Genomic DNA, 22,482 nt, shown 5'->3' on the forward strand with positions numbered 1-22,482 from the left:
ACCGTGCCCGCACCCGTCAGATTCGCCGTCACACCCACGTATCCAGCCACATACGGCTCCGCCAGGCATCCATCGGAATCGCCTCGCCCGTGTACAGCGGCCAGAAGTAGATGAAGTTCCACACGATCAGCAGCACCAGCACGCCCGCGCCCACCGCGCCCACCGTCCGCCGGCGTTCGTCCGAGCCCGGTGGGCCGACGATCGCGCCGATCAACATCGACACGGCGAGGCACAGGAACGGCACGAACACCACCGCGTAGAAGAGGAAGATCGTCCGCTCCTCGTAGAAGAACCACGGCAGCCAGCCCGCCGCGACCCCGCACGCGATCGCGCCCGCCCGCCAGTCGCGCCGGAAGAACCACCGCCACAGCACGTAGCAGAGCGCGAAGCACGCCGCCCACCACAGCAGCGGCGTCCCGATCGCCAGGACCTCACGCGCGCACTTCTCCGTCGCGTCGACAGGGCAGCCGTCCCGGCCCGGCGCCGGGTCCTCGTAGAAGTACGAGACCGGGCGGCCCAGGACGATCCAGCTCCACGGGTTCGACTCGTAGGTGTGACCCGAGGTCAGATTGACGTGGAACTTGTAGACCTCGGTCTCGTAGTGCCACAGGCTGCGCAGCCAGTCCGGCAGCCACCCCCACGTCCCGCCGCCCCCGCCGGGCCGCTCGGCCCAGTCGCGGAAGTACCCCTTGTCCGAGGCGATCCAGCCGGTCCAGGAGGCGATGTACGTCGCCACGGCGACCGGCACCACCGACACGAACGCAGGCACCAGATCCCGCTTCAGCACCGCCGCGTACGGGCTGATCGCACCGGCCGTCCGGCGCCCGCCCGCGTCCCACAGCACCGCCATGACCCCGAACGCGGCCATGATGTAAAGACCGTTCCACTTCGTCGCGAACGCCAGGCCCAGCGTCACGCCCGCCGCGATCCGCCACGGCCGCAGGCCCAGCCGGAGCGTCTCGGCGACCTCCGCGTCCGGCCGCAGCAGCCCCTCCTCGTCCCTCGGCAGCGCCGCGGCCAGCCGCCGCCGGGCATGGTCCCGGTCGATCAGCAGACAGCCGAACGCCGCGAGGACGAAGAACATCAGCACCTGGTCGAGCAGCGCGGTGCGGCTCATGACGAAGTGCAGCCCGTCCACGGCCAGCAGCAGACCGGCCAGACAGCCCAGGAACGTCGAGCGGAACAGCCGCCGCCCGATCCGGCACAGCATCAGCACCGACAGCGTGCCGAGCACCGCCACCATGAACCGCCAGCCGAACGGTGTGAATCCGAACAACTGCTCGCCAAGGCCGATCACCCACTTGCCGACCGGCGGATGCACCACATAGCCCGGCTCGGTGGGGATCGCCACCGCGTCCGGGTTCGCCAGGATCGACTTGTCGACGTCCTTCGGCCACGCCCCTTCATAACCCTGGTTGACCAGCGCCCAGGCGTCCTTGGCGTAGTACGTCTCGTCGAATATCACCGCCTTGGGGCTGCCCAGGTGCCAGAACCGCATCACCCCCGCCACCAGCGCCACCAGCAGCGGGCCGCCCCACGCCGCGAGGCGCGTCAGCCGCTCCGCGCGCGACGGGGAGACCCCCAGCAGCGACCACATCCGCTCCGACGGCCGCGTATACGGCGGTACGAGCCGCTCCCGCAGCCCGATCTCCGCGCGCGGCGCGTAGCCGAATCGGCGCAGGCGCTGCTGCCACGGAGGCGGCGCGTCCCCGGCGTCCTGTCCCTGCGGGGCCTTATGAGCAGTACTGGTCACCGCGCCATCGTAGGGAACGCGCCTGTGCGAGTCGCCCGTCCGGGCTGCGAGGATGACCCATGTGACAGGAACGCTGGTACTCGCAGGGACCCCCATCGGTGACATCGCGGACGCCCCGCCCCGGCTCGCCGCCGAGCTGGAGACCGCCGACATCGTCGCGGCCGAGGACACCCGGCGGCTGCGCGGGCTGACCCGGGCGCTCGGCATCCACACCACCGGCCGGGTCGTGTCGTACTTCGAGGGCAACGAGTCGGCCCGTACGCCCGAACTGGTCGAGGCCCTGGAGGGCGGGGCGCGGGTCCTGCTGGTCACCGACGCGGGCATGCCGTCCGTCTCCGACCCCGGCTACCGTCTCGTCGCCGCCGCCGTGGAGAAGGACATCAAGGTCACGGCCGTGCCCGGCCCGTCCGCCGTGCTCACCGCACTCGCCCTGTCCGGACTGCCCGTCGACCGCTTCTGCTTCGAGGGCTTCCTGCCGCGCAAGGCCGGCGAGCGGCTCGGCCGGCTGCGCGAGGTCGCCGACGAGCGGCGCACCCTCGTCTACTTCGAGGCCCCGCACCGGCTCGACGACACACTCGACGCGATGGCCGAGGTCTTCGGCGTGTCGCGGCGCGCCGCCGTCTGCCGCGAGCTCACCAAGACGTACGAGGAGGTCAAGCGCGGCGGCCTCGGCGAGCTCGCCGAGTGGGCGAAGGAAGGCGTACGCGGCGAGATCACCGTCGTCGTCGAGGGCGCCCCCGAGACCGGGCCCGAAGAGCTGGATGCCGACGAGCTGGTGCGCCGCGTGCGGGTGCGCGAGGAGGCGGGGGAGCGCCGCAAGGAGGCCATCGCGGCGGTCGCCGCCGAGGCGGGCCTGCCCAAGCGGGAGGTGTTCGACGCCGTGGTGGCGGCGAAGAACGCGGACCGGGAAGGACCCGGACCGAAAGGCGCCTGAGAACGGTAAAGGGCTAACCTGAAAAGCAAAGCTTTTTGCCCGTGCGGTGGGCCTTTCTGCAAGGAAGGGCCAAGAGAACTCCATGGTTCAACCGGCGCTGATGCGCTCCGGCCGGAATGGGCGTCCACTGGATCAGTGGAGAGGAGCTGGCATGAGTGAGATCACCGGCACATCCGTCGGCCATGAGTCGTACGCCTTCGCCTGCATGCGCTGCGGGTACGGCTGGGAGCAGTCGTACGACATCGAGCACCACACGGACGCCGCCGGCCATGACATGGTCGTCTACCGCACGAAGGGGCAGCGGGTTCCCTCCCCGCTCTCCAACCCGACCTGCCTGAACTGTGGAAGCCATGTCGTCCGCATCATGCGGGCGGGTCAGGTCTCCGCCGTCCGGGAGTACATGGAACGGGCCGACGAATCCTGGTCGTACCCACCGGTCGCCACGGCCGGACCCATCGGCCAGAAGACCTCGGGCCGGCCCACCGCCCCGCCCGAGGAACCCCCACCGGCCGAACACCACTGGCACCTCTCCGACCTCCTCCACCCCTTCAGGGAGCGCAAGTAGCGCCCCACCGGCCCCGGCCGCCCGTGCGGTAACCCGATCGCGGGTCGCCGCACCGCCCTCGTACGATCGGGGCCATGAGCTCGAAGGACGCCCCGCCGCCGCTGCCCGAACCGCTTCTGGTGCCGGTGGCGGACTCGCACACCCACCTGGACATGCAGAGCGGCACGGTCGAGGAAGCCCTCGTCAAGGCCGCCGCCGTCGGTGTCACCACCGTCGTCCAGGTGGGCTGCGACCTCAAGGGCTCCCGCTGGGCGGCCGAGACCGCGGCCCAGTACGACCAGGTCCACGCGGCCGTCGCGCTGCACCCCAACGAAGCCCCGCGCATCGTGCTCGGGGATCCGGACGGCTGGTCGCGCCAGGGCGCCCGGGAGGCCGGTGGGGACGCCGCCCTCGACGAGGCGCTCGCCGAGATCGACCGGCTCGCCGCCCTGCCCGAGGTCAAGGGTGTCGGCGAGACCGGCCTGGACCACTTCCGTACCGGCCCCGAGGGCGTGGCCGCCCAGGAGCGCTCCTTCCGCGCCCACATCGAGATCGCCAAGCGGCACGGCAAGGCGCTGGTCATCCACGACCGCGAGGCCCACGCCGACGTGCTGCGGATCCTCGCCGAGGAGGGCGCCCCCGAGCGGACCGTCTTCCACTGCTACTCCGGCGACGCCGAGATGGCCGAGATCTGCGCCGCCCACGGCTACTACATGTCCTTCGCGGGCAACGTCACCTTCAAGAACGCCCAGCCGCTGCGCGACGCGCTCGCCGTCGCCCCGCTGGAGCTTGTCCTGGTCGAGACCGACGCGCCCTTCCTCACCCCCGCGCCCTACCGGGGGCGGCCGGGCGCCCCCTACCTCATCCCGGTCACCGTCCGGGCCATGGCCGCCGTCCGGGGCATCCACGAGGACACCCTCGCCGAGGCCATCGGCGCGAACACCGCGCGTGCGTTCGACTACTGAGGAACCCCGACGATCACTGATGCATAACAGCCACAGTCCGTAGTCGCGCTGCTTTGGAGAGTGACTGGAGCTCCGCTAGTGTCCCGGCCTCGTGAGCAACTCGCAGGGCAGTCACCGAGCCGTACGGTCCGGGCGTCGCGCCGCAAAGAGCGCGACCGATGTGGCCTTCGCGTCGTACGAGACCCAGGAGGCGGCGCTCGTCCTGAGCCGCCCGCCCGTCCCCGCCCCCACCCCGGTCCCCGTCACCGTCCCCGCCGGGGGCCGCGCCGAGGCCCGGCGCGCCGCACGCCGCCGCAAAGCAGGCCGGGGCCGCGGCCCCGAAGGGCTGCGGCGCCTCCTTCCGCAGGCCATGGTCGTCGTCGTCCTCGCCGGCGGCACCAGCGCCTTCGTCGCCAACGACAAGGCCGTCAGGCTCAGCGTCGACGGCGCCCCGCGCTCCCTGCACACCTTCGCCGACGACGTCCGCGAACTCCTCGACGACGAGGGCATCACCGTCGGTGACCACGACATCGTCGCCCCCGCCCCCGGCGCAGCCCTCGCCAGCGGCGACGTGATCGTCGTCCGCTACGGCCGCCCGGTCACCCTCACCCTCGACGGACACCGGCGCCGCGTCTGGACCACCGCCCGCACCGTCGACGGCGCCCTGCGCCAGCTCGGCGTCCGTGCCGAAGGCGCCTACCTCTCCGTCTCCCGCTCCATGGAGATCACCCGCAAGGGCCTCACCCTCGACGTCCGCACCGAACGCACCCTGACCTTCATGGCCGACGGCCGCGAACGGGTCATCCGCACCAACGCCGCCACCGTCCGCGAAGCCCTCGCCGAGGCCGGGATCACCCTCGGCGCCCAGGACACCACCTCCGTACCGCCCGACAGCTTCCCCCGCGACGGCCAGACCATCACCGTCATGCGGATCACCGGCACCAAGGAGATCCGCGAGGAACCCATCCCGTACACCACCGAAAGGACCCGCGACCCGGACCTCTTCGCCGGCATCCAAGTCGTCGAGCGCCAGGGCAGGCAGGGCGTACGCCGGGTCACCTACGCCCTGCGCACGGTCAACGGCGTCAAACAGAAACCCCGCCGGATCGCCGAGGAGATCGTCCGCGAACCGGTCACCCAGAAGATCAGGGTGGGTTCCAAGCCGCTGCCCTCCTCCGTCGCCGGAGCCGACGGCCTCGACTGGAACGCCCTCGCCCAGTGCGAGTCCGGCGGCCGCCCCGGCGCCGTCGACTCGTCGGGCACCTACGGCGGCCTCTACCAGTTCGACCCCGGCACCTGGCGCGCCCTCGGCGGCAAGGGCGTCGCCCAGAACGCGCCCGCCGCCGAACAGACCTACCGGGCCAAGAAGCTCTACGTGCAGCGGGGGGCAAGTCCGTGGCCGCACTGCGGCCGTAGGCTGTACCGGTGAGCACCACTGATCCCGACGTCCTCCTCGGCCCCGCCGACATCCGCGAACTCGCCGCCAAGCTGGGCGTACGCCCCACCAAGCAGCGCGGCCAGAACTTCGTCATCGACGCCAACACGGTCCGCCGTATCGTCCGCACCGCCGAGGTGCGCCCGGACGACGTCGTGGTCGAGGTAGGACCGGGCCTGGGGTCCCTGACCCTGGCGCTCCTGGAGGTCGCCGACCGGGTCACCGCCGTCGAGATCGACGACGTCCTCGCCGCCGCGCTGCCCTCGACGATCAACGCCCGTATCCCGGCCAAGGCCGACCGCTTCGCGCTGGTCCACACCGACGCCATGCACGTCCAGGAACTGCCCGGGCCGCCGCCCACCGCGCTCGTCGCCAACCTGCCGTACAACGTCGCCGTGCCCGTCCTGCTGCACATGCTCGACCGGTTCCCCACCATCGAGCGGACCCTTGTCATGGTCCAGGCCGAGGTCGCCGACCGGCTCGCCGCCCAGCCCGGCAACAAGGTCTACGGCGTGCCTTCCGTCAAGGCGAACTGGTACGCCGAGGTCAAGCGGGCCGGTGCCATCGGCCGCAACGTCTTCTGGCCCGCGCCCAACGTCGACTCCGGCCTCGTCTCCCTCGTGCGGCGCACCGAACCGCTCAAGACCACCGCCACCAAGGCCGAGGTCTTCGCCGTCGTCGACGCCGCCTTCGCCCAGCGCCGCAAGACCCTGCGCGCCGCCCTCGCCGGCTGGGCCGGCTCCCCGGCGGCCGCCGAGGCCGCCCTGACCGCCGCCGGAGTCTCGCCCCAGGCCAGGGGAGAATCCCTCACGGTGGAGGAGTTCGCACGGATCGCGGAGGCGAAGCAGTGAGCGAGAGCGTGACGGTACGCGTACCGGCCAAGGTCAACGTCCAGCTCGCGGTGGGCGCCGCCCGCCCCGACGGCTTCCACGACCTCGCCAACGTCTTCCTCGCCGTCTCCCTCTTCGACGAGGTGACGGTCACCGCCGCGGACGAGCTGACGATCACCTGCTCGGGCCCCGACGCCGACCAGGTCCCCCTGGACCGGACGAACCTCGCCGCGCGCGCCGCGCTCGCCCTCGCCGCCCGTCACGGCATCTCCCCGGACGTCCACATCCACATCGCCAAGGACATCCCCGTCGCCGGCGGCATGGCCGGCGGCAGCGCCGACGGGGCGGGCGCCCTGCTCGCCTGCGACGCCTTCTGGGGCCTGGACACCCCCCGCGCCGAACTCCTCGACATCTGCGCCGAACTCGGCAGCGACGTGCCCTTCAGTCTGGCCGGCGGCGCCGCCCTCGGCACCGGCCGCGGCGAACACCTCACCGAACTGCCCGTCGGCGGCACCTTCCACTGGGTCTTCGCCGTCGCCGACGGCGGACTGTCCACCCCGGCCGTCTACGGCGAGTTCGACCGCCTCAACACCGGCACCGACGTCCCCGAGCCGGTCGCCTCCCCGGCCCTCCTCGACGCCCTGCGCACCGGTGACACCACGGCGCTGGCCGCCACCCTCGTCAACGACCTCCAGCCCGCCGCGCTCTCCCTGCGGCCCTCCCTCGCGGCCACCCTGGAGGCCGGCACCGCCGCCGGCGCCCTGGCCGGCCTCGTCTCCGGCTCGGGCCCGACCACCGCGTTCCTCACCAAGGACCCCGACTCGGCGGCCGCGGTCGCCGAGGCCCTGCTCGCCTCGGGCACCTGCCGCACCGCCCGCGTGGCCACCTCCCCGGCGCCGGGAGCCCACGTCCGCTAGCGGGCCGAGCAGGGGTAGCTACATCTCGTGGATCTCGGTGAGGTCGATGTCGATGTCGAAGGGGGCCGCGAGCTTCAGCCGGTCGCGGTGGACGCCGGTGCAGGTGTACGTCTTCGTGACCGGGTCGCGCTCATAGACCCGTACGACCGGGTGGTGATCCTCGCCTTCCATCTCCACGAGCCAGAAGTGCTCGATGCCCGCCGCAGCGTACTTGTGGGGCTTGGTGTCACGGTCGCGGGACTCGGAGTCGGGCGAGACGACCTCGACGGCCGGCAAGACGTCGGCGACGGGGTATGAGGTCTGCGTCAGGCTGCGAACGGCCTCCTTGCGAACGATCAGGACATCCGGCTCCGGGCAGTTGCCGCGGTCGATGACCACGGTCATCTCGTTGTAGACCTTGTGCGTCGACGGCACATGCGTAACCAGCCCGTTCGTCAGCAGTCGGATCATGAGGTTGTGAAAACGGAGCTGCGGGCTCACGAAGACCAGGCTCCCGTCGATCAACTCGGTGTGCGGCGGGAGGCCGGGCAAGGTGTCCAGGTCGTCCACCGTCCAGCCCTCGCGAGGCGGCACCGGCCATTCGGGAGCCGACTTCGCGGTCGGCCTGCCCGTCGGCTCGGCGGTCATGGTTCCTCCCATGGACGGGATTCTTCGGCCTGGCCTCCACGGTAGCCTCCGGTTCCGGATCAGGTCGTCACAAAGAGTGACCATGCCGCCCTACGGTCTACTCTGGTATGTCGATCCATCCCCCGGTACAGGAGTGAAATGGCCGTCAACCTGGTCAATGTCGAGGCAGTCAGCAAGGTGTACGGCACACGTGCCCTGCTCGACGGTGTCTCCCTCGGCGTCTCCGAGGGCGACCGGATCGGCGTCGTCGGCCGCAACGGCGACGGCAAGACCACCCTCATCCGGATGCTCGCCCGGCTTGAGGATGCCGACAGCGGCCGCGTCACCCACAGCGGCGGGCTGCGCCTGGGAGTGCTCACCCAGCACGACTCGCTCGACCCCAAGGCCACCGTCCGGCACGAGGTCATCGGCGACCTCGCCGACCACGAGTGGGCAGGCAGCGCCAAGATCCGTGACGTGCTCACCGGCCTGTTCGGCGGGCTCGGGCTGCCCGGCTTCGAGCACGGCCTCGACACCGTCATCGGCCCGCTCTCCGGCGGCGAGCGCCGCCGGATCGCGCTGGCGAAGCTGCTCATCGCCGAACAGGACCTGATCGTCCTCGACGAGCCGACCAACCACCTCGACGTCGAGGGCATCGCCTGGCTCGCCCAGCACCTGCAGAACCGCCGGTCCGCGCTGGTCTGCGTGACCCACGACCGGTGGTTCCTCGACCAGGTCTGCACCCGCATGTGGGACGTGCAGCGCGGCACCGTCCATGAGTACGAGGGCGGCTACTCCGACTACGTCTTCGCCCGCGCCGAGCGGGAGCGCATCGCCGCCACCGAGGAGGCCAAGCGGCAGAACCTGATGCGCAAGGAGCTCGCCTGGCTGCGGCGCGGCGCCCCCGCCCGTACCTCCAAGCCCCGCTACCGCATCGAGGCCGCCAACGAACTCATCGCCGACGTGCCGCCGCCGCGCGACACCAGCGAGCTGATGAAATTCGCCAACGCCCGGCTCGGCAAGACAGTCTTCGACCTCGAAGACGTCACCGTCACCGCCGGCCCCAAGACCCTGCTGCGTCACCTGACCTGGCAGCTCGGCCCCGGCGACCGGATCGGCCTGGTCGGCGTCAACGGCGCCGGCAAGACCTCCCTGCTGCGCGCCCTCGCGGACGCGGCCCGAACCCAGGGCGAGGCCCAGCCCGAGAGCGGCAAGATCGTCGTCGGCAAGACCGTACGCCTCGCCTACCTCTCCCAGGACGTCACTGAACTCCCCGCCACCCTGCGGGTCCTGGAGGCCGTCCAGCAGATCCGCGACCGGGTCGACCTCGGCAAGGGCCGGGAGATGACCGCCGGTCAGCTCTGCGAGCAGTTCGGCTTCGCCAAGGAGAAGCAGTGGACACCGGTCGGCGACCTGTCCGGTGGTGAGCGCCGCCGCCTCCAGTTGCTGCGCCTGCTGATGGACGAGCCGAACGTGCTCTTCCTCGACGAGCCCACCAACGACCTCGACATCGAGACCCTGACCCAGCTGGAGGACCTCCTCGACGGCTGGCCCGGCTCGATGGTCGTCATCTCCCACGACCGGTTCTTCATCGAGCGGACCACGGACAAGACGTTCGCCCTGCTCGGCGACGCCACCCTGCGGATGCTGCCGCGCGGCATCGACGAGTACCTGGAACGCCGCCAGAAGATGATCGAGGCGGCCGCCCCGGCCCCCGTGGCCGCGCCCGTCAAGGAGAAGTCGGCCGGTGACGCCCGCGCCGCGAAGAAGGAGCTGCAGAAGATCGAGCGTCAGCTCGACAAGGTCGCCGACAAGGAGACCAAGCTGCACGCCCAAATCGCCGAAAACGCCACGGACTTCGAAAAGGTGGCGAAGCTGGATGCGGAGCTCCGTGAATTGGCGGGCGAGCGCGAGGAATTGGAGATGCGCTGGCTGGAGCTGGCCGAAGACGCGTAGAGAACGCGTGCAGAGGCCGTAACGAAGGCATTACGGGCCGGTCCTCCCTTGGGAACAGGGGCGGACCGGCCACTTTTACGCCACGGGCCGGGTGGTAGAAAGAAGCCTCGCTCGAGTCAGGTAAAACTGCGGGATCCGTCGGCCGATGCGGGCCGGGGACCGCATGAAGGGGGAAAAGCGCTGATGACTCAGCCGCCCAGCAACCAGCCGCCGCCGGGGGGCTTGGGGGTACCTCCCGTGCCGCCAGGCTACGGGGGAGCGCCTCAGAATCAGCCGCCGCAGCCGCCCGCGCAGCCGCCGCAGATGCCGCCGGTCCCGCCGACCGTCCCGCAGATGCCGCCGCAGGCCCCGCCGGCCGCGCCGCCCACCCAGCCCGGCTACGGCTATCCGCAGCAGCCGCAGCCCGGTTACGGCTACCCGCAGCAGCCCGGCCCCTACGGCCAGCCGCAGCAGCCGGGCCCGTACGGCCAGCAGCCCGGCCCCTACGGCGGCCACCCCACCGCCCCCATGCAGCAGCAGTACCCCGGCGCGCCCACCCCGCCCGGCGGCGGCCCGTTCAAGGGCAAGACCGGTGTCATCGTCGCGGCGGCCGTCGCGGCCGCCCTCGTCATCGGCGGCGGCACCTGGTTCGCGCTCAGCGGCGGCGAGGAGGACAAGCCCCCGATCGCCGGGCCGAGCGGCAGCGCCCAGCCGACCACCTCCGCCTCCGTCGACCAGGGCGACGGCAGCGGCAGCAACGGCCGCCCCGCCGGGGACGACCTCAACGCCGGGCGCAAGCCGGGCGAGGCGAAGGTCAACTGGCTCCTGAAGAACGACGTCGACCTGCCGCGCAACGGCGCCGACGTCTTCGGCCCGTGGATCGTCGGCGACGTCGTCGTCAAGGGCATGTACAAGGGCCTGGCCGGCTACGGCCTCGCCGACGGCAAGCAGCGCTGGACGCTGCCGCTGGCGACCGAGCTGTGCGCCGCCGCGCCCACGCCCAACGCCGCCGGCACGACCGTCATCGGCATCAAGGACTCCACGGCCGAGCGCGCCAAATGCACCGTGCTCCAGCAGGTCGACCTCAAGACCGGCAAGGCCGGCTGGAAGAAGGACGTCCCCAAGGGCACCGGCTTCAGCGCCCTCTCCGAGGTCACCATCGCCATCAGCGGTAACACCGTGACGGCGGCCGGCACGAACAACTCGTACGGCTACTCCCTCACCGACGGCACCCAGCTCTTCGGCAAGCCCGCCAGCGGCTGCCAGCCGTTCGCCTTCGCGGGCGGCGCCAAGCTCATCGCCGCCGCCAGCTGCCCCACCGGCAACATCGACAAGACCCAGCACCAGGTCAGCGAGGTCGACCCGAAGACCGGCAAGCCGAAGTGGACCTACAAGCTGGCCCCCAACTGGGAGGTCGACAAGGTCTACTCGGTGAGCCCGCTGGTCATCTCGGCGATCCAGCGCGACGACAGCAACCAGAAGAAGTGGAGCGTCATCGCGCTCAAGGACAACGGCACCCCGCGCTCCACGATCCAGGGCGGCAAGGACAAGTTCGCCCCGAAGTGCGGCGGTTCGTTCATCGTCTTCGGCCAGAACCTCGAAGGCTGCACCAACCTCGCGGTCGACGCGGGCACGCTCTACATGGCGACCGAGCCGGCATCCAGCGGGCTCGCCCGCACCAACGAGGTCATCGCCTTCGACCTCAACACCGGCAAGCCCAAGTGGCGCGCCAAGGCCCCCGCCGAGCGCATGGTCACGCCGCTGCGCATGGAGGGCTCGGAGGTGCTGCTCTACGTCGACGCCTCGTACAACAAGGGTGGTGCGGTCGCCACGCTCGCGCCGACGGGTGGCACGCCGAAGATCGTGCTCCAGCACCCTGAGGCGACGGCCGAGATCGAGAACTCCTTCTTCGGTGCGAAGTACGCGTACGGCAACGGCACCTTCGTGGTGGCGAGCGACCGGGTGAGCGCGCGCAACGACACCGAGGAGAAGGAGACGAAGACGATGATGGCCTTCTCGAAGTGACAGAACAGCAGCCCCCGCAGCCGACGCACGGGCCGTACGGCAGCCTGAACCCGCACGGCGGCGGCACCCCCGCCGCACCCCAGCCCGCCTACGGCTACCCGCAGGCCCAGCAGCCTCCGCAGCCCCAGGCGGCCGAGCCCACCACGCCCGCCCCCGCTCCGGCCCCCGCGCCGGAACCGGGGTACGGCTACCCGCAGCCGCAGGCTCCCGAGCCCGTGGCCGCGCAGCCCGCCGCACCCGCGCCCACGCCCGCCCCTGCTCCGGCCCCCGCGCCGGAGCCGGGGTACGGCTACCCGCAGCCGCAGGCCGCAGAGCCCCAGGCTCCGCAGCCGCCGCACGGGTACGGGTATCCGCAGGCCGGGGCGGAGCCCCAGCCCGGTTACGGCTACCCGCACCCGCAGACCTCCGGCCCCGCCGCCGGGCCCGCCTACGACCCCTTCCCGGGGCTGCGGCAGGACCCGGACGCGGGTCCGGGCGTCGGCATGGAGCCGGAGCCCGGGCCGGGGCCCGAGCGGCGTCGGCGCCGGCCCTTCGCGGTGATCGCCGCCGTCGTGGCGGCGCTGCTCGTCATCTCCGGCGGCACCTGGTACGCGCTGGACATGGAGGGCGGCGACGGCCCGGCCGGCGCCAAGCCGTCGCAGTCGGCGTCTCCGACCGCCCCTCCGGGGCCGGACACCGCCACCGCCGACAAGATCAACCAGGGCCGTACCACCACCGACGCCAAGATGCTCTGGCTGCGCCGCGGTGGCGTGGACCTGCCGCGCGACGGCGCCGACGTGTTCGGCCCGTGGTTCTCCAAGGGCACCGTCACCACCGCCCTCCACCGCACGGTCACTTCCGTCTCCGCGACGACCGGCAAGGTCAAGTGGAGCCTGCCGCTGGACAGCGACATCTGCCAGGCGGCCACGCACCGCTCCGGTACGTACATCGCCGTCGCCACCAAGGAAGGCCCCGGCAGCAAGGGCGACTGCCGGCGGGTGCGCGGGATCGACCTGGCGACCGGCAAGCAGCTCTGGGAGCAGAAGGTCCCCGACGACGAGATCGGGGAGGGCATCGACTCCAGCATCTCCATGGCGGTCACCCGCACCACCCTCGTCGTCGGCCGGGCCAACTTCACCACCGGCTACAAGATCGCCGACGGCAAGCAGCTCTTCGGCCGCACCAGCACCGGCAACTGCCAGCCGTACCGTTTCGCCGGTGGCTCCCGGCTGCTGGCCGTCCTGAACTGCCCCGGCGGCGCGGCGCGCAAGACCCGCCAGGAGCAGATCCAGGAGCTGGACCCGGAGACCGGCAAGCCGCGCTGGACCCACCAGCTGGCCCCCGACGACCAGGTCAGGCGGGTCTTCTCGGTGAAGCCGGTGGTCGTCGCCCTGCACAACGCGACGACGGAGAAGTACACCCTTCTCGCCCTCGACAAGAACGGCAAGAAGCGCTCCGCCGCCCCGCTCACCAACGAGTACCGGCACGGCTGCAGCCAGCGGGTCGCCGACGCGACGAACGTCAGCAGCTGCCAGGTCGCCGCGAACGCCGGCTACGTCTACATGGCCACGGAGCCCGCCGCGAACGGCGCCAACCAGATCGTCGTCATCGACCTCGACAACGGCAAGGTCAAGCGGCGGATCTCCGCGCCCGCCGGACGGGTCATGATGCCGATGGAGGTGAGCGACGCCGGTCTGATGGTCCGCCTGGAGGCGACCGCCAAGCTCGGCGGCGCGGTCGCCCTCGCTCCCTTCCAGTCCGGCGCTCCGAGGATCCTGCTCCAGCTCCCCGCCGCGACGGCGCCGCTGGAGCGCGGGTTCCAGTCGCCGGTCGTCACGTACGACAACGACCGCTACACCCTCGTGAACGGGACGGTCGCCGCCGACAGCGACGCCGAGGAGCGCACGAAGGAGACCCTGATGGCCTTCGGCAAGTGACCTCGTCCGGGCCCCGCCGGGCATCGGGCACCGACTTCCTTACCCCTTCCGAGACTTCAGAGGTACGTACGTCATGACGCAGCCGCCTCCGCCCCCGCCGAACCAGCCGCCCGGGCCGCCGCCGGGTGGCGGTTTCGGCGCGCCGCAGGACCCCCCGCCCGGTGGTTACGGCGCGCCCACGCCGCCGCAGCAGCCCTCGTACGGCTATCCGCAGACCCCGCCGCCCGCGCAGCCGCAGCAGCCCCAGCAGCCGTACGGCTACCCGCAGCCGCAGCAGCCGGCCCAGCCGCCTTACGGCCAGCCGCCCCAGCCCCAGCAGCCCTACGGCTACCCGCAGCCGCAGCAGCCGGCCCAGCCGCCTTACGGCCAGCCGCAGCAGCCGCCGTACGCCTACCCGACGGCGCCGATGCCCGCGGCCGGCGGTCCCGGCGGCGGCAAGAAGCTGTCGGCGCAGATGCAGATCATCATCGCCGCGGCGGTCGCGGTCGTCCTGATCATCGCCGGTGGCGTCTGGTACGCCACCTCCGGCGACGACCCGGACAAGCCGGCGGACCAGAAGAACACCGCGGGCGGCGCCAACGGCGGCAACGGCCTCGGCGGCAACGGCAAGGAGAAGGCGCCGGGCAACATCCAGGCCAAGGTCGCCTTCCAGCTGCCGCAGCCCAAGGTCACCGACATCACCGACGTCGGCGGCTCCTGGGTCACCGACAAGGCGTATGTGAAGACCGGCGTCGACTCCGTCGTCGGCTACGACATCGCCAAGGGCACCCCGCTGTGGACGGCCAAGCTGCCCGGCCAGGTCTGCGCCACCACCAAGCACGTCTCCAAGGACTTCAAGACGGCGATCGTCTTCGAGGCCACCAAGCGCGTCCCGCCGCGCAACTACCAGCCGTGCACCGAGGTCGGCGTCCTCGACCTGGTCACCGGCAAGCTGCTCTGGAGCAAGTCGCTGACCAGCCCGCAGTCCGGTGACGACAAGGTCCGCTTCAGCGAGGTGACGCTCAGCGGCACCACCGTCGCGGCCGGCGGCACCGACGGCGGCGCCGCCTTCGACCTGGCCACCGGCACCTCGCGCTGGAAGCCCCAGGCGAACGCCGAGAACTGCTACGACATGGGTTACGGCGGCGGCGAGGCGCTCGTCGCGGCCCGCAAGTGCGGCCCGTACGACAGCGCTTACGTCACCATCCAGAGCCTCAACCCGACCACCGGCGCGCCGGTGTCGCAGTACAAGATGCCGACGGGCGTGAAGTACGCGTCCATCGTCTCCACCAAGCCGCTGGTGGTCGCCGCCGACGTCGGTGACACCGCCGGTGACGGCAGCGGCATCTCGGACTTCTTCTCGATCGACGAGAAGACCGGCAAGCTGAAGGCGAAGATCTCGGCGCCGGGCGACCGTTTCGCGGCCCGCTGCCGCGCCACCGAGGTCGAGACCTGCAACAAGGTCGTCGTCGGCAACGGCCGGATCTACCTGCCGACCGAGGACCACGAGGGCTCCGGGGAGTACGGCGACACCAACGAGATCGTGTCCTTCGACCTCGCCACCGGCAAGCCGACCCCCGACAAGGCCGACGCGGGCGACCGCTACTCGATGTTCCCGCTGCGCATGGACGGCGGCAACATCATCGCCTACAAGACCCCGCCCTACGACAAGGGCGGCCAGATCGTCTCCATCGACGGCGGCACCTTCAAGCAGACGGTTCTCCTGGAGAACCCGTCGGAGGAGTCGGTCCGCAAGGCGGAGAGCAGTTTCTCGTCGGACTACGCGGAGATCCTGTTCTCGGGCGGCCGGCTGTTCCTGTCGGAGACGATGCTGAGCAAGCCCAGGGCCGGTGCCACGGACCGGGAGTACCTGGCGCTGTCGTTCTCGACCAACTGACGCGGCGCGCAGACGCGGCCCGGTGCACCGAAGTGACTCGGTGCGCCGGGCCGCTGCCGTTTGCAACTGGCCCTGATTGGCGAAGAATTCGGCATTCTGGGGGGCTTCTGACACGTAAGGGGCGCGCGGCGTCGAACAAGCGTGTAGCTTGCCGGGTCAGTAGGAGCCGGGGGGCCGACTCCAGGGGGATTTGGGGGTTTGCTCGATGGGCGTGCGGCTCATGGTGGTCGACGACCACCGACTGCTCGCGGAGGCGCTTGCCTCGGCACTGAAACTGCGTGGGCACCGGGTGCTCGCGGCGGCGGCCCCGACAGCCGGCGCGGCCGAACTGGTGGTGAGCCGTGCGCCGGAGGTGTGTCTGTTCGGTACGGCGACCCCGGCCGCGGCGGGCGTCTTCGATCCCGTGCTCCGGATCAAACGGGAGCGGCCGCAGGTGGCCGTCGTGGTCCTCGGCCCGGTGCCGTCACCGCGCGGGATCGCGGCGGCGTTCGCGGCCGGCGCGTCCGGGTACGTCCGCCACGACGAGCGGATCGAGGGCGTCGAGCGGGCCATGATGAAGGCCCGCGCCGGTGAGGCGGCGGTCGCCCCGCAGCTGCTCCAGGGCGCGTTCACCGAGCTGCTGAACCCGGCCGCCCAGCCCGACGACGAGGGCCAGCGGCTGCTGCGGATGCTCACCCCGCGCGAGGTGGAGGTGCTGGTCCGGGTCGCGGAGGGCGAGGACACCCGCCTCATCGCGGCCGGCATGGGCATCGCACCGAGCACGGCCCGTACGCACGTCCAGCGGGTGCTCATGAAGCTGGGCGTCGGCTCCCGCCTGGAGGCGGCCGCGCTGGCGGCCCGTACGGGCCTGCTGGACCGGGCCGCGTCGGTGCCGTCTCAGCCCGGCCCGCGCTAGCGCCACGACTCCCCGGCCGTCGCGGCGGCCGGGCGAGCCCGCTGACGTTCTTTGTTTGATCCTGATCGAGCACGAGGCCGGAAACCGCGCCCGGGGCGTCGCATTCCACCGTTGACGCACCTGTTTGTTTATGATGTCTTGTGTGCGTTTCTGTTGGTGGTCGTGAGGGAGCTCCCTGTGAAGAAGACCTCGACCAAGCTCGCCGACGGCCGCGAGCTGCTCTACTACGACCTGCGCGACGACACCGTCCGCGACGCCGTCGACCGACGCCCCCTGGACGCGATCACCACCGCCTCCGAGATCCGGCACGACCCGCTCCTCGGCGACGCCGTCGCCATCGCCTCGCACCGCCAGGGCCGCACGTACCACCCGCCGGCCGACGAGTGCCCGCTGTGCCCCTCTGCGGACGGGCGGCAGAGCGAGATCCCCGACAGCGACTACGAGGTCGTCGTCTTCGAGAACCGTTTCCCCTCCCTTGCCGGCGACAGCGGCCGCTGCGAGGTCGTCTGCTTCACCTCCGACCATGACGCCTCCTTCGCCTACCTCACCGAGGAGCGGGCCGCGCTCGTCCTCGCCGCCTGGACCGACCGCACCGCCGAACTCGCCGCCATGCCCCAGGTCGAGCAGGTCTTCTGCTTCGAGAACCGGGGCGCCGAGATCGGCGTCACCCTCGCCCATCCGCACGGCCAGATCTACGCCTACCCCTTCACCACTCCGCGCACCGCGCTGATGCAGCGCTCCGCCGCCGCCCACCGGGCCCGCACCGGCCGCAACCTCTTCGACGACGTCGTGGCCCGCGAACGCGCCGACTCCGTCCGGGTGGTTCTCCAGGGCGAGCACTGGATCGCCTTCGTGCCGTACGCCGCCCACTGGCCGTACGAGATCCACCTCCACCCCATCCGCCGCGTCCCGGACCTGCGGGCCCTGGACGAGGCGGCCCGCGCAGAGCTCCCACAGATCTATCTGGAACTCTTGAGGCGCTTCGACCGGATCTTCGGCGAGGGCCGGCCCCCGACCCCGTACGTCGCCGCCTGGCACCAGGCGCCGTTCCGTACCGAAGGACGCGACGAGTTCGGGCTCCACCTCGAGCTTTTCACCGTCCGCCGAACGTCCGGCAAGCTGAAGTACCTCGCGGGTTCCGAGTCCGGCATGAGCGTTTTCGTCAACGACGTGCCGCCGGAGGCCGCGGCCCGGCGACTGCGAGAGGTAGCGAGCTGATGAGATATCTGGTGACCGGCGGGGCCGGCTACGTCGGCGGTGTGGTCTCCGCCCACCTGCTGGAGGCGGGACACGAGGTCACCGTCCTCGACGACCTCTCCACGGGCTTCCGCGAAGGCGTCCCGGCGGGCGCCACGTTCATCGAGGGCCGTATCCAGGACGTGGCCCGCTGGCTCGACGCCTCCTACGACGGCGTCCTGCACTTCGCCGCCTTCTCGCAGGTCGGCGAGTCCGTCGTCGACCCCGAGAAGTACTGGGTCAACAACGTCGGCGGCACCACCGCCCTGCTCGCCGCCATGCGGGACGCCGGGGTACGGCGGCTCGTCTTCTCCTCGACCGCCGCCACCTACGGGGAGCCGCGCTCCGTCCCCGTCACCGAGACCGACCCGACGCTCCCCACCAACCCCTACGGCGCCTCCAAACTCGCCGTCGACCACATGATCACCGGCGAGGCCCGCGCCCACGGCCTGGCCGCCGCCTCGCTGCGCTACTTCAACGTCGCCGGGGCGTACGGCAGCTGCGGCGAGCGCCACGACCCCGAGTCGCACCTCATCCCGCTCGTCCTCCAGGTCGCCCTCGGCCGCCGGGACGCCATCTCCGTCTACGGCGGCGACTACCCCACCCCCGACGGCACCTGCGTCCGCGACTACATCCACGTCGCCGACCTCGCCGAGGCCCATCTGCTCGCCCTCGACGCCGTCACCCCCGGCGACCATCTGATCTGCAACCTCGGCAACGGCAACGGCTTCTCGGTCCGCGAGGTCGTCGAGACCGCGCGCAAGGTGACCGGTCACGCCGTACCGGAAGTGACCGCCCCCCGCCGGGCCGGCGACCCGGCCGTCCTCGTCGCCTCCGCCGAGGCCGCCCGCGAGCGGCTCGGCTGGGTCCCCTCCCGGCCCGACCTCGCCGAGATCATCGAGGACGCCTGGGCCTTCGCCCGGCGCGCCGCCGCGCGGGAGAGCGCCGGATGAGGGTGGCGCGGGAGTTCGCGGAGCTGTACGGGGCCGCGCCCGAGGGTGTCTGGGCCGCCCCCGGCCGGGTCAACCTGATCGGCGAGTACACCGACTTCAACGAGGGTTTCGTGCTCCCGCTGGCCCTGCCGCACACCGCTGTCGCCGCCGTCTCCCGGCGCGGCGACGGTGTGCTGCGGGTCCACTCCGCCGAGTCCGGCGAGGGCGTCGTCCAGCTGGACGTGGCCACGCTCGCCCCCCGTCGCTCCGCCGGCTGGGCCGCGTACCCGGCGGGGGTCCTGTGGGCGTTGCGGGAGGCCGGCCATCCGGTCACCGGTGCCGACATCCACCTCTCCTCGACCGTGCCGTCGGGCGCGGGTCTCTCCTCGTCGGCGGCGCTCGAAGTGGTGGTCGCCCTCGCCCTCGACGAGCTGTACGGGCTCGGGCTCACCCGTCCCGAGCTGGCCCTGATCGCCCAGCGGGCCGAGAACGACTTCGTGGGTGTGCCGTGCGGCGTCATGGATCAGATGGCGGCGGCGTGCTGCGTGGCGGGCCATGCGCTCCACCTCGACACCCGCGATCTGTCCTGGCGGCAGGTGCCCTTCGACCTCGCCGCCCACGGGCTGCGGCTGCTGGTCGTGGACACCCGCGTGAAGCACGCGCTCGGCGACGGCGCGTACGCGGAGCGGCGCGCCGGGTGCGAAGCCGGTGCGCGGGCGCTCGGCGTGCGCACGCTGCGTGAAGTGGATGGCGTGCAACTGCCCGTGGCGCTCGTGGAGTTGACTGGCGAAACGGTTCGCCGCTATGTCCGCCATGTCGTCACGGACAACGAACGCGTCCGCCGTACGGTCGCTCTCCTCGACGCCGGGGACCCCCGCGCGGTGGGTCCAGTGCTCACCGAGGGCCATGTCTCACTGCGCGACGATCTACGGGTCTCCTGCCCGGAACTGGACCTCGCGGTGACGGCCGCCAATGCCGCGGGCGCCCTCGGCGCCCGGATGACCGGAGGCGGCTTCGGCGGCTCCGTGATCGTCCTCACCGGCGAAGACGCCGCCGACGAGGTGGCCTCGGCGGTCGGCAAGGCCTTCGCCGACGCCGGGTTCACCGCCCCCCACGTCTTCTCCGCCGTCCCCTCGCCGGGGGCCCGCCGGCTCTGAGCCGACCCCCGAACGGCCGCTGAAATGTCGACTTCTGTCGCACCCCCGCCCTCCCGCCCCACGGGGATCGGCGTGGGCGACCAGTTCCCCGATTCGGCTTCCCCCGCCGCCGCCCGCCCGTACCCTGATGCACAGCGCCGGTGGGGGCCGGTGCTGATCAGGGGACGAGACGGTCGGGTACGGCGTCCGGGGCGGGGTAACAGTCACTGCACGGCGGCGGCCGTGCGACCGATGGACCCTCACTCTCCAGGCGCCGTACCCGCGCCGCTCCGTTTCTGACACTTGGGGGTGTCCGTGGTCCGTATCCGGGTTCTCGTGGTGGATGATCACCGCATCTTCGCCGAGTCGCTCGCCGCGGCCCTCGCGGCCGAGCCCGACGTGGACGTCTCGGCGGCAGGCAGCGGCCCCGCCGCCCTGCGCTGTCTGGAGCGGGCGGCGGCAGAGGGCCGCAGATTTGACGTGATGCTCGTCGACGCCGACCTCGGCGCCGGCGCCGCGCCCGCGGTGGCCCGCCCCGTTCCCGACGGCCCGGACCCGCTGGTCGACGGCATCTCGCTGGTCACCGGGGTCCGCTCCGGCCAGCCCGCTGTGCGCATGGTGGTGCTCGCCGAGAAGGACGACCCCCGCCGCGCCGCCCTCGCCCTCCAGGCCGGCGCCTCCGGCTGGGTCGCCAAGGACTGCTCCCTGCAGCGGCTTCTCACGGTGATACGGGGCGTCCTGCGCGACGAGACCCATCTGCCGCCCGCCCTGCTCACCGGCGTCCTGCGCGAGCTGACCGCGGCCCGCAAGCACCGCACCGAGAGCGAACAGCTGGTCGAGTCGCTGACCCCGCGCGAGCGCGAGGTGCTGCGCTGCATGGTGGCGGGCCTGGGCCGCAAGGCGGTCGCCGAGCGGCTCTTCCTCTCCCCGCACACCGTCCGCACGCATATGCAGAACGTGCTGGGCAAGCTCGGGGTGCACTCCACCCTGGCGGCGGTCGCCCTGGCTCGCAGGGCCGGTGTCGGCCCCGCCGAATCAGCCGGGGACGTTGTCGAACGGGGCGGTCAACTGGCGTAGCAGGGCGGCCAGTTCACCGCGCTGCGTACGGGACAGCTCGGCCAGGATCGCGCGCTCCTGGGCGAGCAGCCCGGCGAGCGCCTGGTCCGCCCGGTCGCGCCCCTCGGGGGTCAGCCGCACCAGCACACCCCGCCGGTCGCTCGGGTCGGGCAGCCGCTCCACCAGACCCTTCTTCGCCAGGCGGTCGATCCGGTTGGTCATCGTGCCGGAGGTGACCAGCGTCTGGGTCAGCAGCTGGCCGGGGGAGAGCTGGTAGGGGGCGCCGGCCCGGCGCAGCGACGTGAGGACGTCGAACTCCCAGGGCTCCAGATTGTGCTCGGAGAAGGCGAGGCGGCGGGCCCGGTCGAGGTGGCGGGCAAGGCGCGAGACGCGGCTGAGCACCTCGAGCGGTTCCACGTCGAGGTCGGGGCGCTCACGGCGCCATGCTGCGACCAGTCGATCGACCTCGTCCTCCATGACGATCAGTGTAGAGGGTCTGTCGATATGAAGTCTCTTGACGTCAAGATATATTCTGCTTGACGATTGGGAAGGACCGGGCCGGAACCTCGTTCCGCTTTGGCGTTCCGTTCCAGCAAGGGGGCTCGAACATGTATTCCGCACCAACCTGGGATCCACAGCAGTATCTCCGGCACTCCGGACACCGCACCAGGCCCTTTCTCGATCTTCTCGGCCGGATACCGGACCTCCCAGGCGATGCCGCCCGCGCCGCGGGCCGCACCGGTGACGTCAGGCCCGCCCGCATCGCCGACCTCGGCTGCGGCCCCGGCAATGTCACCGCACTGCTCGCCGACCGCTGGCCGGACGCCCACATCACCGGCTTCGACCTGTCACCCGAAATGCTGGAGCAGGCCGAGAAACACTACGCCGGCACCACATCCGGCGGAGGCTGGCTGGACTTCCGGCCCGCCGACGCCGCCCACTGGACCCCCGACGAACCGTACGACCTGATCGTCTCCAACGCCGCCCTCCAATGGGTCCCCAACCACCCCGAGTCCTTCCCGCTCTGGCTGGAGGGACTCACCCCCGGCGGCACCCTCGCCTTCCAGGTCCCCGGAAACTTCACCTCACCCAGCCACGCCCTGCTCGGCGAACTCTGCGACACACCCCAATGGCACAGCCGCCTCGCCGACCAGGGCCGCCGCTTCGTCCACATCCTCGAACCCGCCGACTACCTCACCCGCCTCACCGACCTCGGCTGCCAGGTCGACGTCTGGGAGACCACCTACTCCCAGCTCCTGCCCGGCGAAGATCCCGTACTCGACTGGGTCAAAGGCACCGCGCTGCGGCCGGTGCTCACGGCCCTGGCGGGCGACGACGAGGCGATCCAGACATTCCTTGACCAGTACCGCACCCTGCTCCGCCAGGCCTACCCGCCCGGTCGGCACGGCACCGTCTTCCCATTCCGAAGGATCTTCGCAGTGGCGAGGAAGCCATAAGCAGCAGCGCGGCCGGCGGCACCACCCCCACCAGGGGCCCACCGCCGGCCGCGTC

At 71.7% G+C, this 22,482-nt stretch carries 19 protein-coding genes; 16 read left to right on the forward strand and 3 right to left on the reverse strand.

Annotated features, from left to right (window positions below; translation table 11 throughout):
- Nucleotides 1–28: 28 nt before the first annotated feature.
- Nucleotides 29–1,753 carry a dolichyl-phosphate-mannose--protein mannosyltransferase gene (locus tag IEZ01_RS14920; RefSeq protein WP_189202064.1) on the reverse strand — a complete coding sequence of 575 codons (1,725 nt, stop codon included), beginning with the start codon at nt 1,751–1,753 and terminating at the stop codon, nt 29–31.
- Between the two features lie 52 nt (nt 1,754–1,805).
- On the opposite strand from IEZ01_RS14920, the gene rsmI reads away from it, so the two are divergent.
- From rsmI to IEZ01_RS14950, 6 genes are all read left to right on the forward strand, one after another.
- Entirely contained in the window at nt 1,806–2,687 is an 882-nt protein-coding gene (gene rsmI / locus IEZ01_RS14925) for a 16S rRNA (cytidine(1402)-2'-O)-methyltransferase (protein WP_189202066.1), read from the forward strand.
- A 151-nt stretch (nt 2,688–2,838) separates the two neighbouring features.
- On the forward strand, nt 2,839–3,252 hold the full coding sequence (locus IEZ01_RS14930) for a hypothetical protein (protein ID WP_019887034.1): 414 nt from the start codon (nt 2,839–2,841) through the stop codon (nt 3,250–3,252).
- Between the two features lie 74 nt (nt 3,253–3,326).
- Nucleotides 3,327–4,196 (forward strand): TatD family hydrolase, encoded by an 870-nt coding sequence (locus tag IEZ01_RS14935; protein ID WP_019887033.1) that lies wholly within the window; start codon nt 3,327–3,329, stop codon nt 4,194–4,196.
- 91 nt (nt 4,197–4,287) lie between these two features.
- Nucleotides 4,288–5,604 (forward strand): resuscitation-promoting factor, encoded by a 1,317-nt coding sequence (locus IEZ01_RS14940; RefSeq protein ID WP_028797627.1) that lies wholly within the window; start codon nt 4,288–4,290, stop codon nt 5,602–5,604.
- A complete protein-coding gene (gene rsmA, locus IEZ01_RS14945) occupies nt 5,601–6,461 on the forward strand; it encodes a 16S rRNA (adenine(1518)-N(6)/adenine(1519)-N(6))-dimethyltransferase RsmA (protein ID WP_019887031.1) in 861 nt (286 codons plus the stop codon). The genes IEZ01_RS14940 and rsmA overlap by 4 nt, the downstream gene beginning before the upstream one ends.
- Nucleotides 6,458–7,357: a 4-(cytidine 5'-diphospho)-2-C-methyl-D-erythritol kinase gene (locus IEZ01_RS14950; RefSeq protein WP_019887030.1), complete on the forward strand. Its 900-nt coding sequence runs from the start codon at nt 6,458–6,460 to the stop codon at nt 7,355–7,357. The genes rsmA and IEZ01_RS14950 overlap by 4 nt, the downstream gene beginning before the upstream one ends.
- A gap of 18 nt (nt 7,358–7,375) precedes the next feature.
- Here the strand turns inward: IEZ01_RS14950 and IEZ01_RS14955 are convergent, their stop codons facing one another.
- Nucleotides 7,376–7,984 carry a Uma2 family endonuclease gene (locus IEZ01_RS14955; RefSeq protein ID WP_019887029.1) on the reverse strand — a complete coding sequence of 203 codons (609 nt, stop codon included), beginning with the start codon at nt 7,982–7,984 and terminating at the stop codon, nt 7,376–7,378.
- A gap of 138 nt (nt 7,985–8,122) precedes the next feature.
- Here IEZ01_RS14955 and IEZ01_RS14960 point away from each other — a divergent pair, with 138 nt between their 5' ends.
- From IEZ01_RS14960 to IEZ01_RS15000, 9 genes are all read left to right on the forward strand, one after another.
- Complete coding sequence (locus tag IEZ01_RS14960; RefSeq protein ID WP_019887028.1) at nt 8,123–9,919, forward strand: ABC-F family ATP-binding cassette domain-containing protein; 1,797 nt, start codon at nt 8,123–8,125, stop codon at nt 9,917–9,919.
- A gap of 183 nt (nt 9,920–10,102) precedes the next feature.
- Nucleotides 10,103–11,923 (forward strand): outer membrane protein assembly factor BamB family protein, encoded by a 1,821-nt coding sequence (locus tag IEZ01_RS14965; RefSeq protein ID WP_189202068.1) that lies wholly within the window; start codon nt 10,103–10,105, stop codon nt 11,921–11,923.
- Nucleotides 11,920–13,839, forward strand: coding sequence for an outer membrane protein assembly factor BamB family protein (locus tag IEZ01_RS14970; protein WP_189202070.1), 1,920 nt, complete (start codon nt 11,920–11,922; stop codon nt 13,837–13,839). Before IEZ01_RS14965 ends, IEZ01_RS14970 begins: the two co-directional genes overlap by 4 nt.
- 73 nt (nt 13,840–13,912) lie before the next feature.
- Nucleotides 13,913–15,715, forward strand: coding sequence for an outer membrane protein assembly factor BamB family protein (locus tag IEZ01_RS14975; protein WP_189202072.1), 1,803 nt, complete (start codon nt 13,913–13,915; stop codon nt 15,713–15,715).
- A 205-nt stretch (nt 15,716–15,920) separates the two neighbouring features.
- Nucleotides 15,921–16,610, forward strand: coding sequence for a helix-turn-helix transcriptional regulator (locus IEZ01_RS14980; protein WP_019887023.1), 690 nt, complete (start codon nt 15,921–15,923; stop codon nt 16,608–16,610).
- Nucleotides 16,611–16,787: 177 nt separating this feature from the next.
- Nucleotides 16,788–17,828 (forward strand): galactose-1-phosphate uridylyltransferase, encoded by a 1,041-nt coding sequence (gene galT, locus IEZ01_RS14985; RefSeq protein WP_189202074.1) that lies wholly within the window; start codon nt 16,788–16,790, stop codon nt 17,826–17,828.
- Nucleotides 17,828–18,799 (forward strand): UDP-glucose 4-epimerase GalE, encoded by a 972-nt coding sequence (gene galE, locus IEZ01_RS14990; RefSeq protein WP_189202076.1) that lies wholly within the window; start codon nt 17,828–17,830, stop codon nt 18,797–18,799. The genes galT and galE overlap by 1 nt, the downstream gene beginning before the upstream one ends.
- Complete coding sequence (gene galK, locus IEZ01_RS14995) at nt 18,796–19,935, forward strand: galactokinase (RefSeq protein ID WP_189202078.1); 1,140 nt, start codon at nt 18,796–18,798, stop codon at nt 19,933–19,935. Before galE ends, galK begins: the two co-directional genes overlap by 4 nt.
- Before the next feature lie 294 nt (nt 19,936–20,229).
- Nucleotides 20,230–20,991 carry a response regulator transcription factor gene (locus IEZ01_RS15000; RefSeq protein ID WP_189202193.1) on the forward strand — a complete coding sequence of 254 codons (762 nt, stop codon included), beginning with the start codon at nt 20,230–20,232 and terminating at the stop codon, nt 20,989–20,991.
- On the opposite strand, the gene tamR is transcribed toward IEZ01_RS15000, so the two are convergent.
- Nucleotides 20,950–21,447 carry a MarR family transcriptional regulator TamR gene (tamR, locus tag IEZ01_RS15005; RefSeq protein WP_019887016.1) on the reverse strand — a complete coding sequence of 166 codons (498 nt, stop codon included), beginning with the start codon at nt 21,445–21,447 and terminating at the stop codon, nt 20,950–20,952. The genes IEZ01_RS15000 and tamR overlap by 42 nt on opposite strands.
- Before the next feature lie 131 nt (nt 21,448–21,578).
- On the opposite strand from tamR, the gene IEZ01_RS15010 reads away from it, so the two are divergent.
- Nucleotides 21,579–22,427 (forward strand): trans-aconitate 2-methyltransferase, encoded by an 849-nt coding sequence (locus IEZ01_RS15010; protein ID WP_019887015.1) that lies wholly within the window; start codon nt 21,579–21,581, stop codon nt 22,425–22,427.
- Nucleotides 22,428–22,482 lie beyond the last annotated feature (55 nt).

Origin of the sequence: Streptomyces purpureus (assembly GCF_014648195.1) — a bacterium.
GTDB lineage: Bacteria > Actinomycetota > Actinomycetes > Streptomycetales > Streptomycetaceae > Streptomyces > Streptomyces purpureus.

What these genes read in the sequence shown, in the direction of transcription:
- galK (WP_189202078.1), top strand. Translation starts at nt 18,796, where the DNA reads ATGAGGGTGGCGCGGGAGTTCGCGGAGCTGTACGGGGCCGCGCCCGAG.
- IEZ01_RS14960 (WP_019887028.1), top strand. Translation starts at nt 8,123, where the DNA reads ATGGCCGTCAACCTGGTCAATGTCGAGGCAGTCAGCAAGGTGTACGGC.
- rsmI (WP_189202066.1), top strand. Translation starts at nt 1,806, where the DNA reads ATGACCCATGTGACAGGAACGCTGGTACTCGCAGGGACCCCCATCGGT.
- IEZ01_RS14935 (WP_019887033.1), top strand. Translation starts at nt 3,327, where the DNA reads ATGAGCTCGAAGGACGCCCCGCCGCCGCTGCCCGAACCGCTTCTGGTG.
- IEZ01_RS15010 (WP_019887015.1), top strand. Translation starts at nt 21,579, where the DNA reads ATGTATTCCGCACCAACCTGGGATCCACAGCAGTATCTCCGGCACTCC.
- IEZ01_RS14980 (WP_019887023.1), top strand. Translation starts at nt 15,921, where the DNA reads ATGGGCGTGCGGCTCATGGTGGTCGACGACCACCGACTGCTCGCGGAG.
- tamR (WP_019887016.1), bottom strand. Translation starts at nt 21,447, where the DNA reads ATGGAGGACGAGGTCGATCGACTGGTCGCAGCATGGCGCCGTGAGCGC.
- IEZ01_RS14965 (WP_189202068.1), top strand. Translation starts at nt 10,103, where the DNA reads ATGACTCAGCCGCCCAGCAACCAGCCGCCGCCGGGGGGCTTGGGGGTA.
- galE (WP_189202076.1), top strand. Translation starts at nt 17,828, where the DNA reads ATGAGATATCTGGTGACCGGCGGGGCCGGCTACGTCGGCGGTGTGGTC.
- IEZ01_RS14975 (WP_189202072.1), top strand. Translation starts at nt 13,913, where the DNA reads ATGACGCAGCCGCCTCCGCCCCCGCCGAACCAGCCGCCCGGGCCGCCG.
- IEZ01_RS14930 (WP_019887034.1), top strand. Translation starts at nt 2,839, where the DNA reads ATGAGTGAGATCACCGGCACATCCGTCGGCCATGAGTCGTACGCCTTC.
- IEZ01_RS14955 (WP_019887029.1), bottom strand. Translation starts at nt 7,984, where the DNA reads ATGACCGCCGAGCCGACGGGCAGGCCGACCGCGAAGTCGGCTCCCGAA.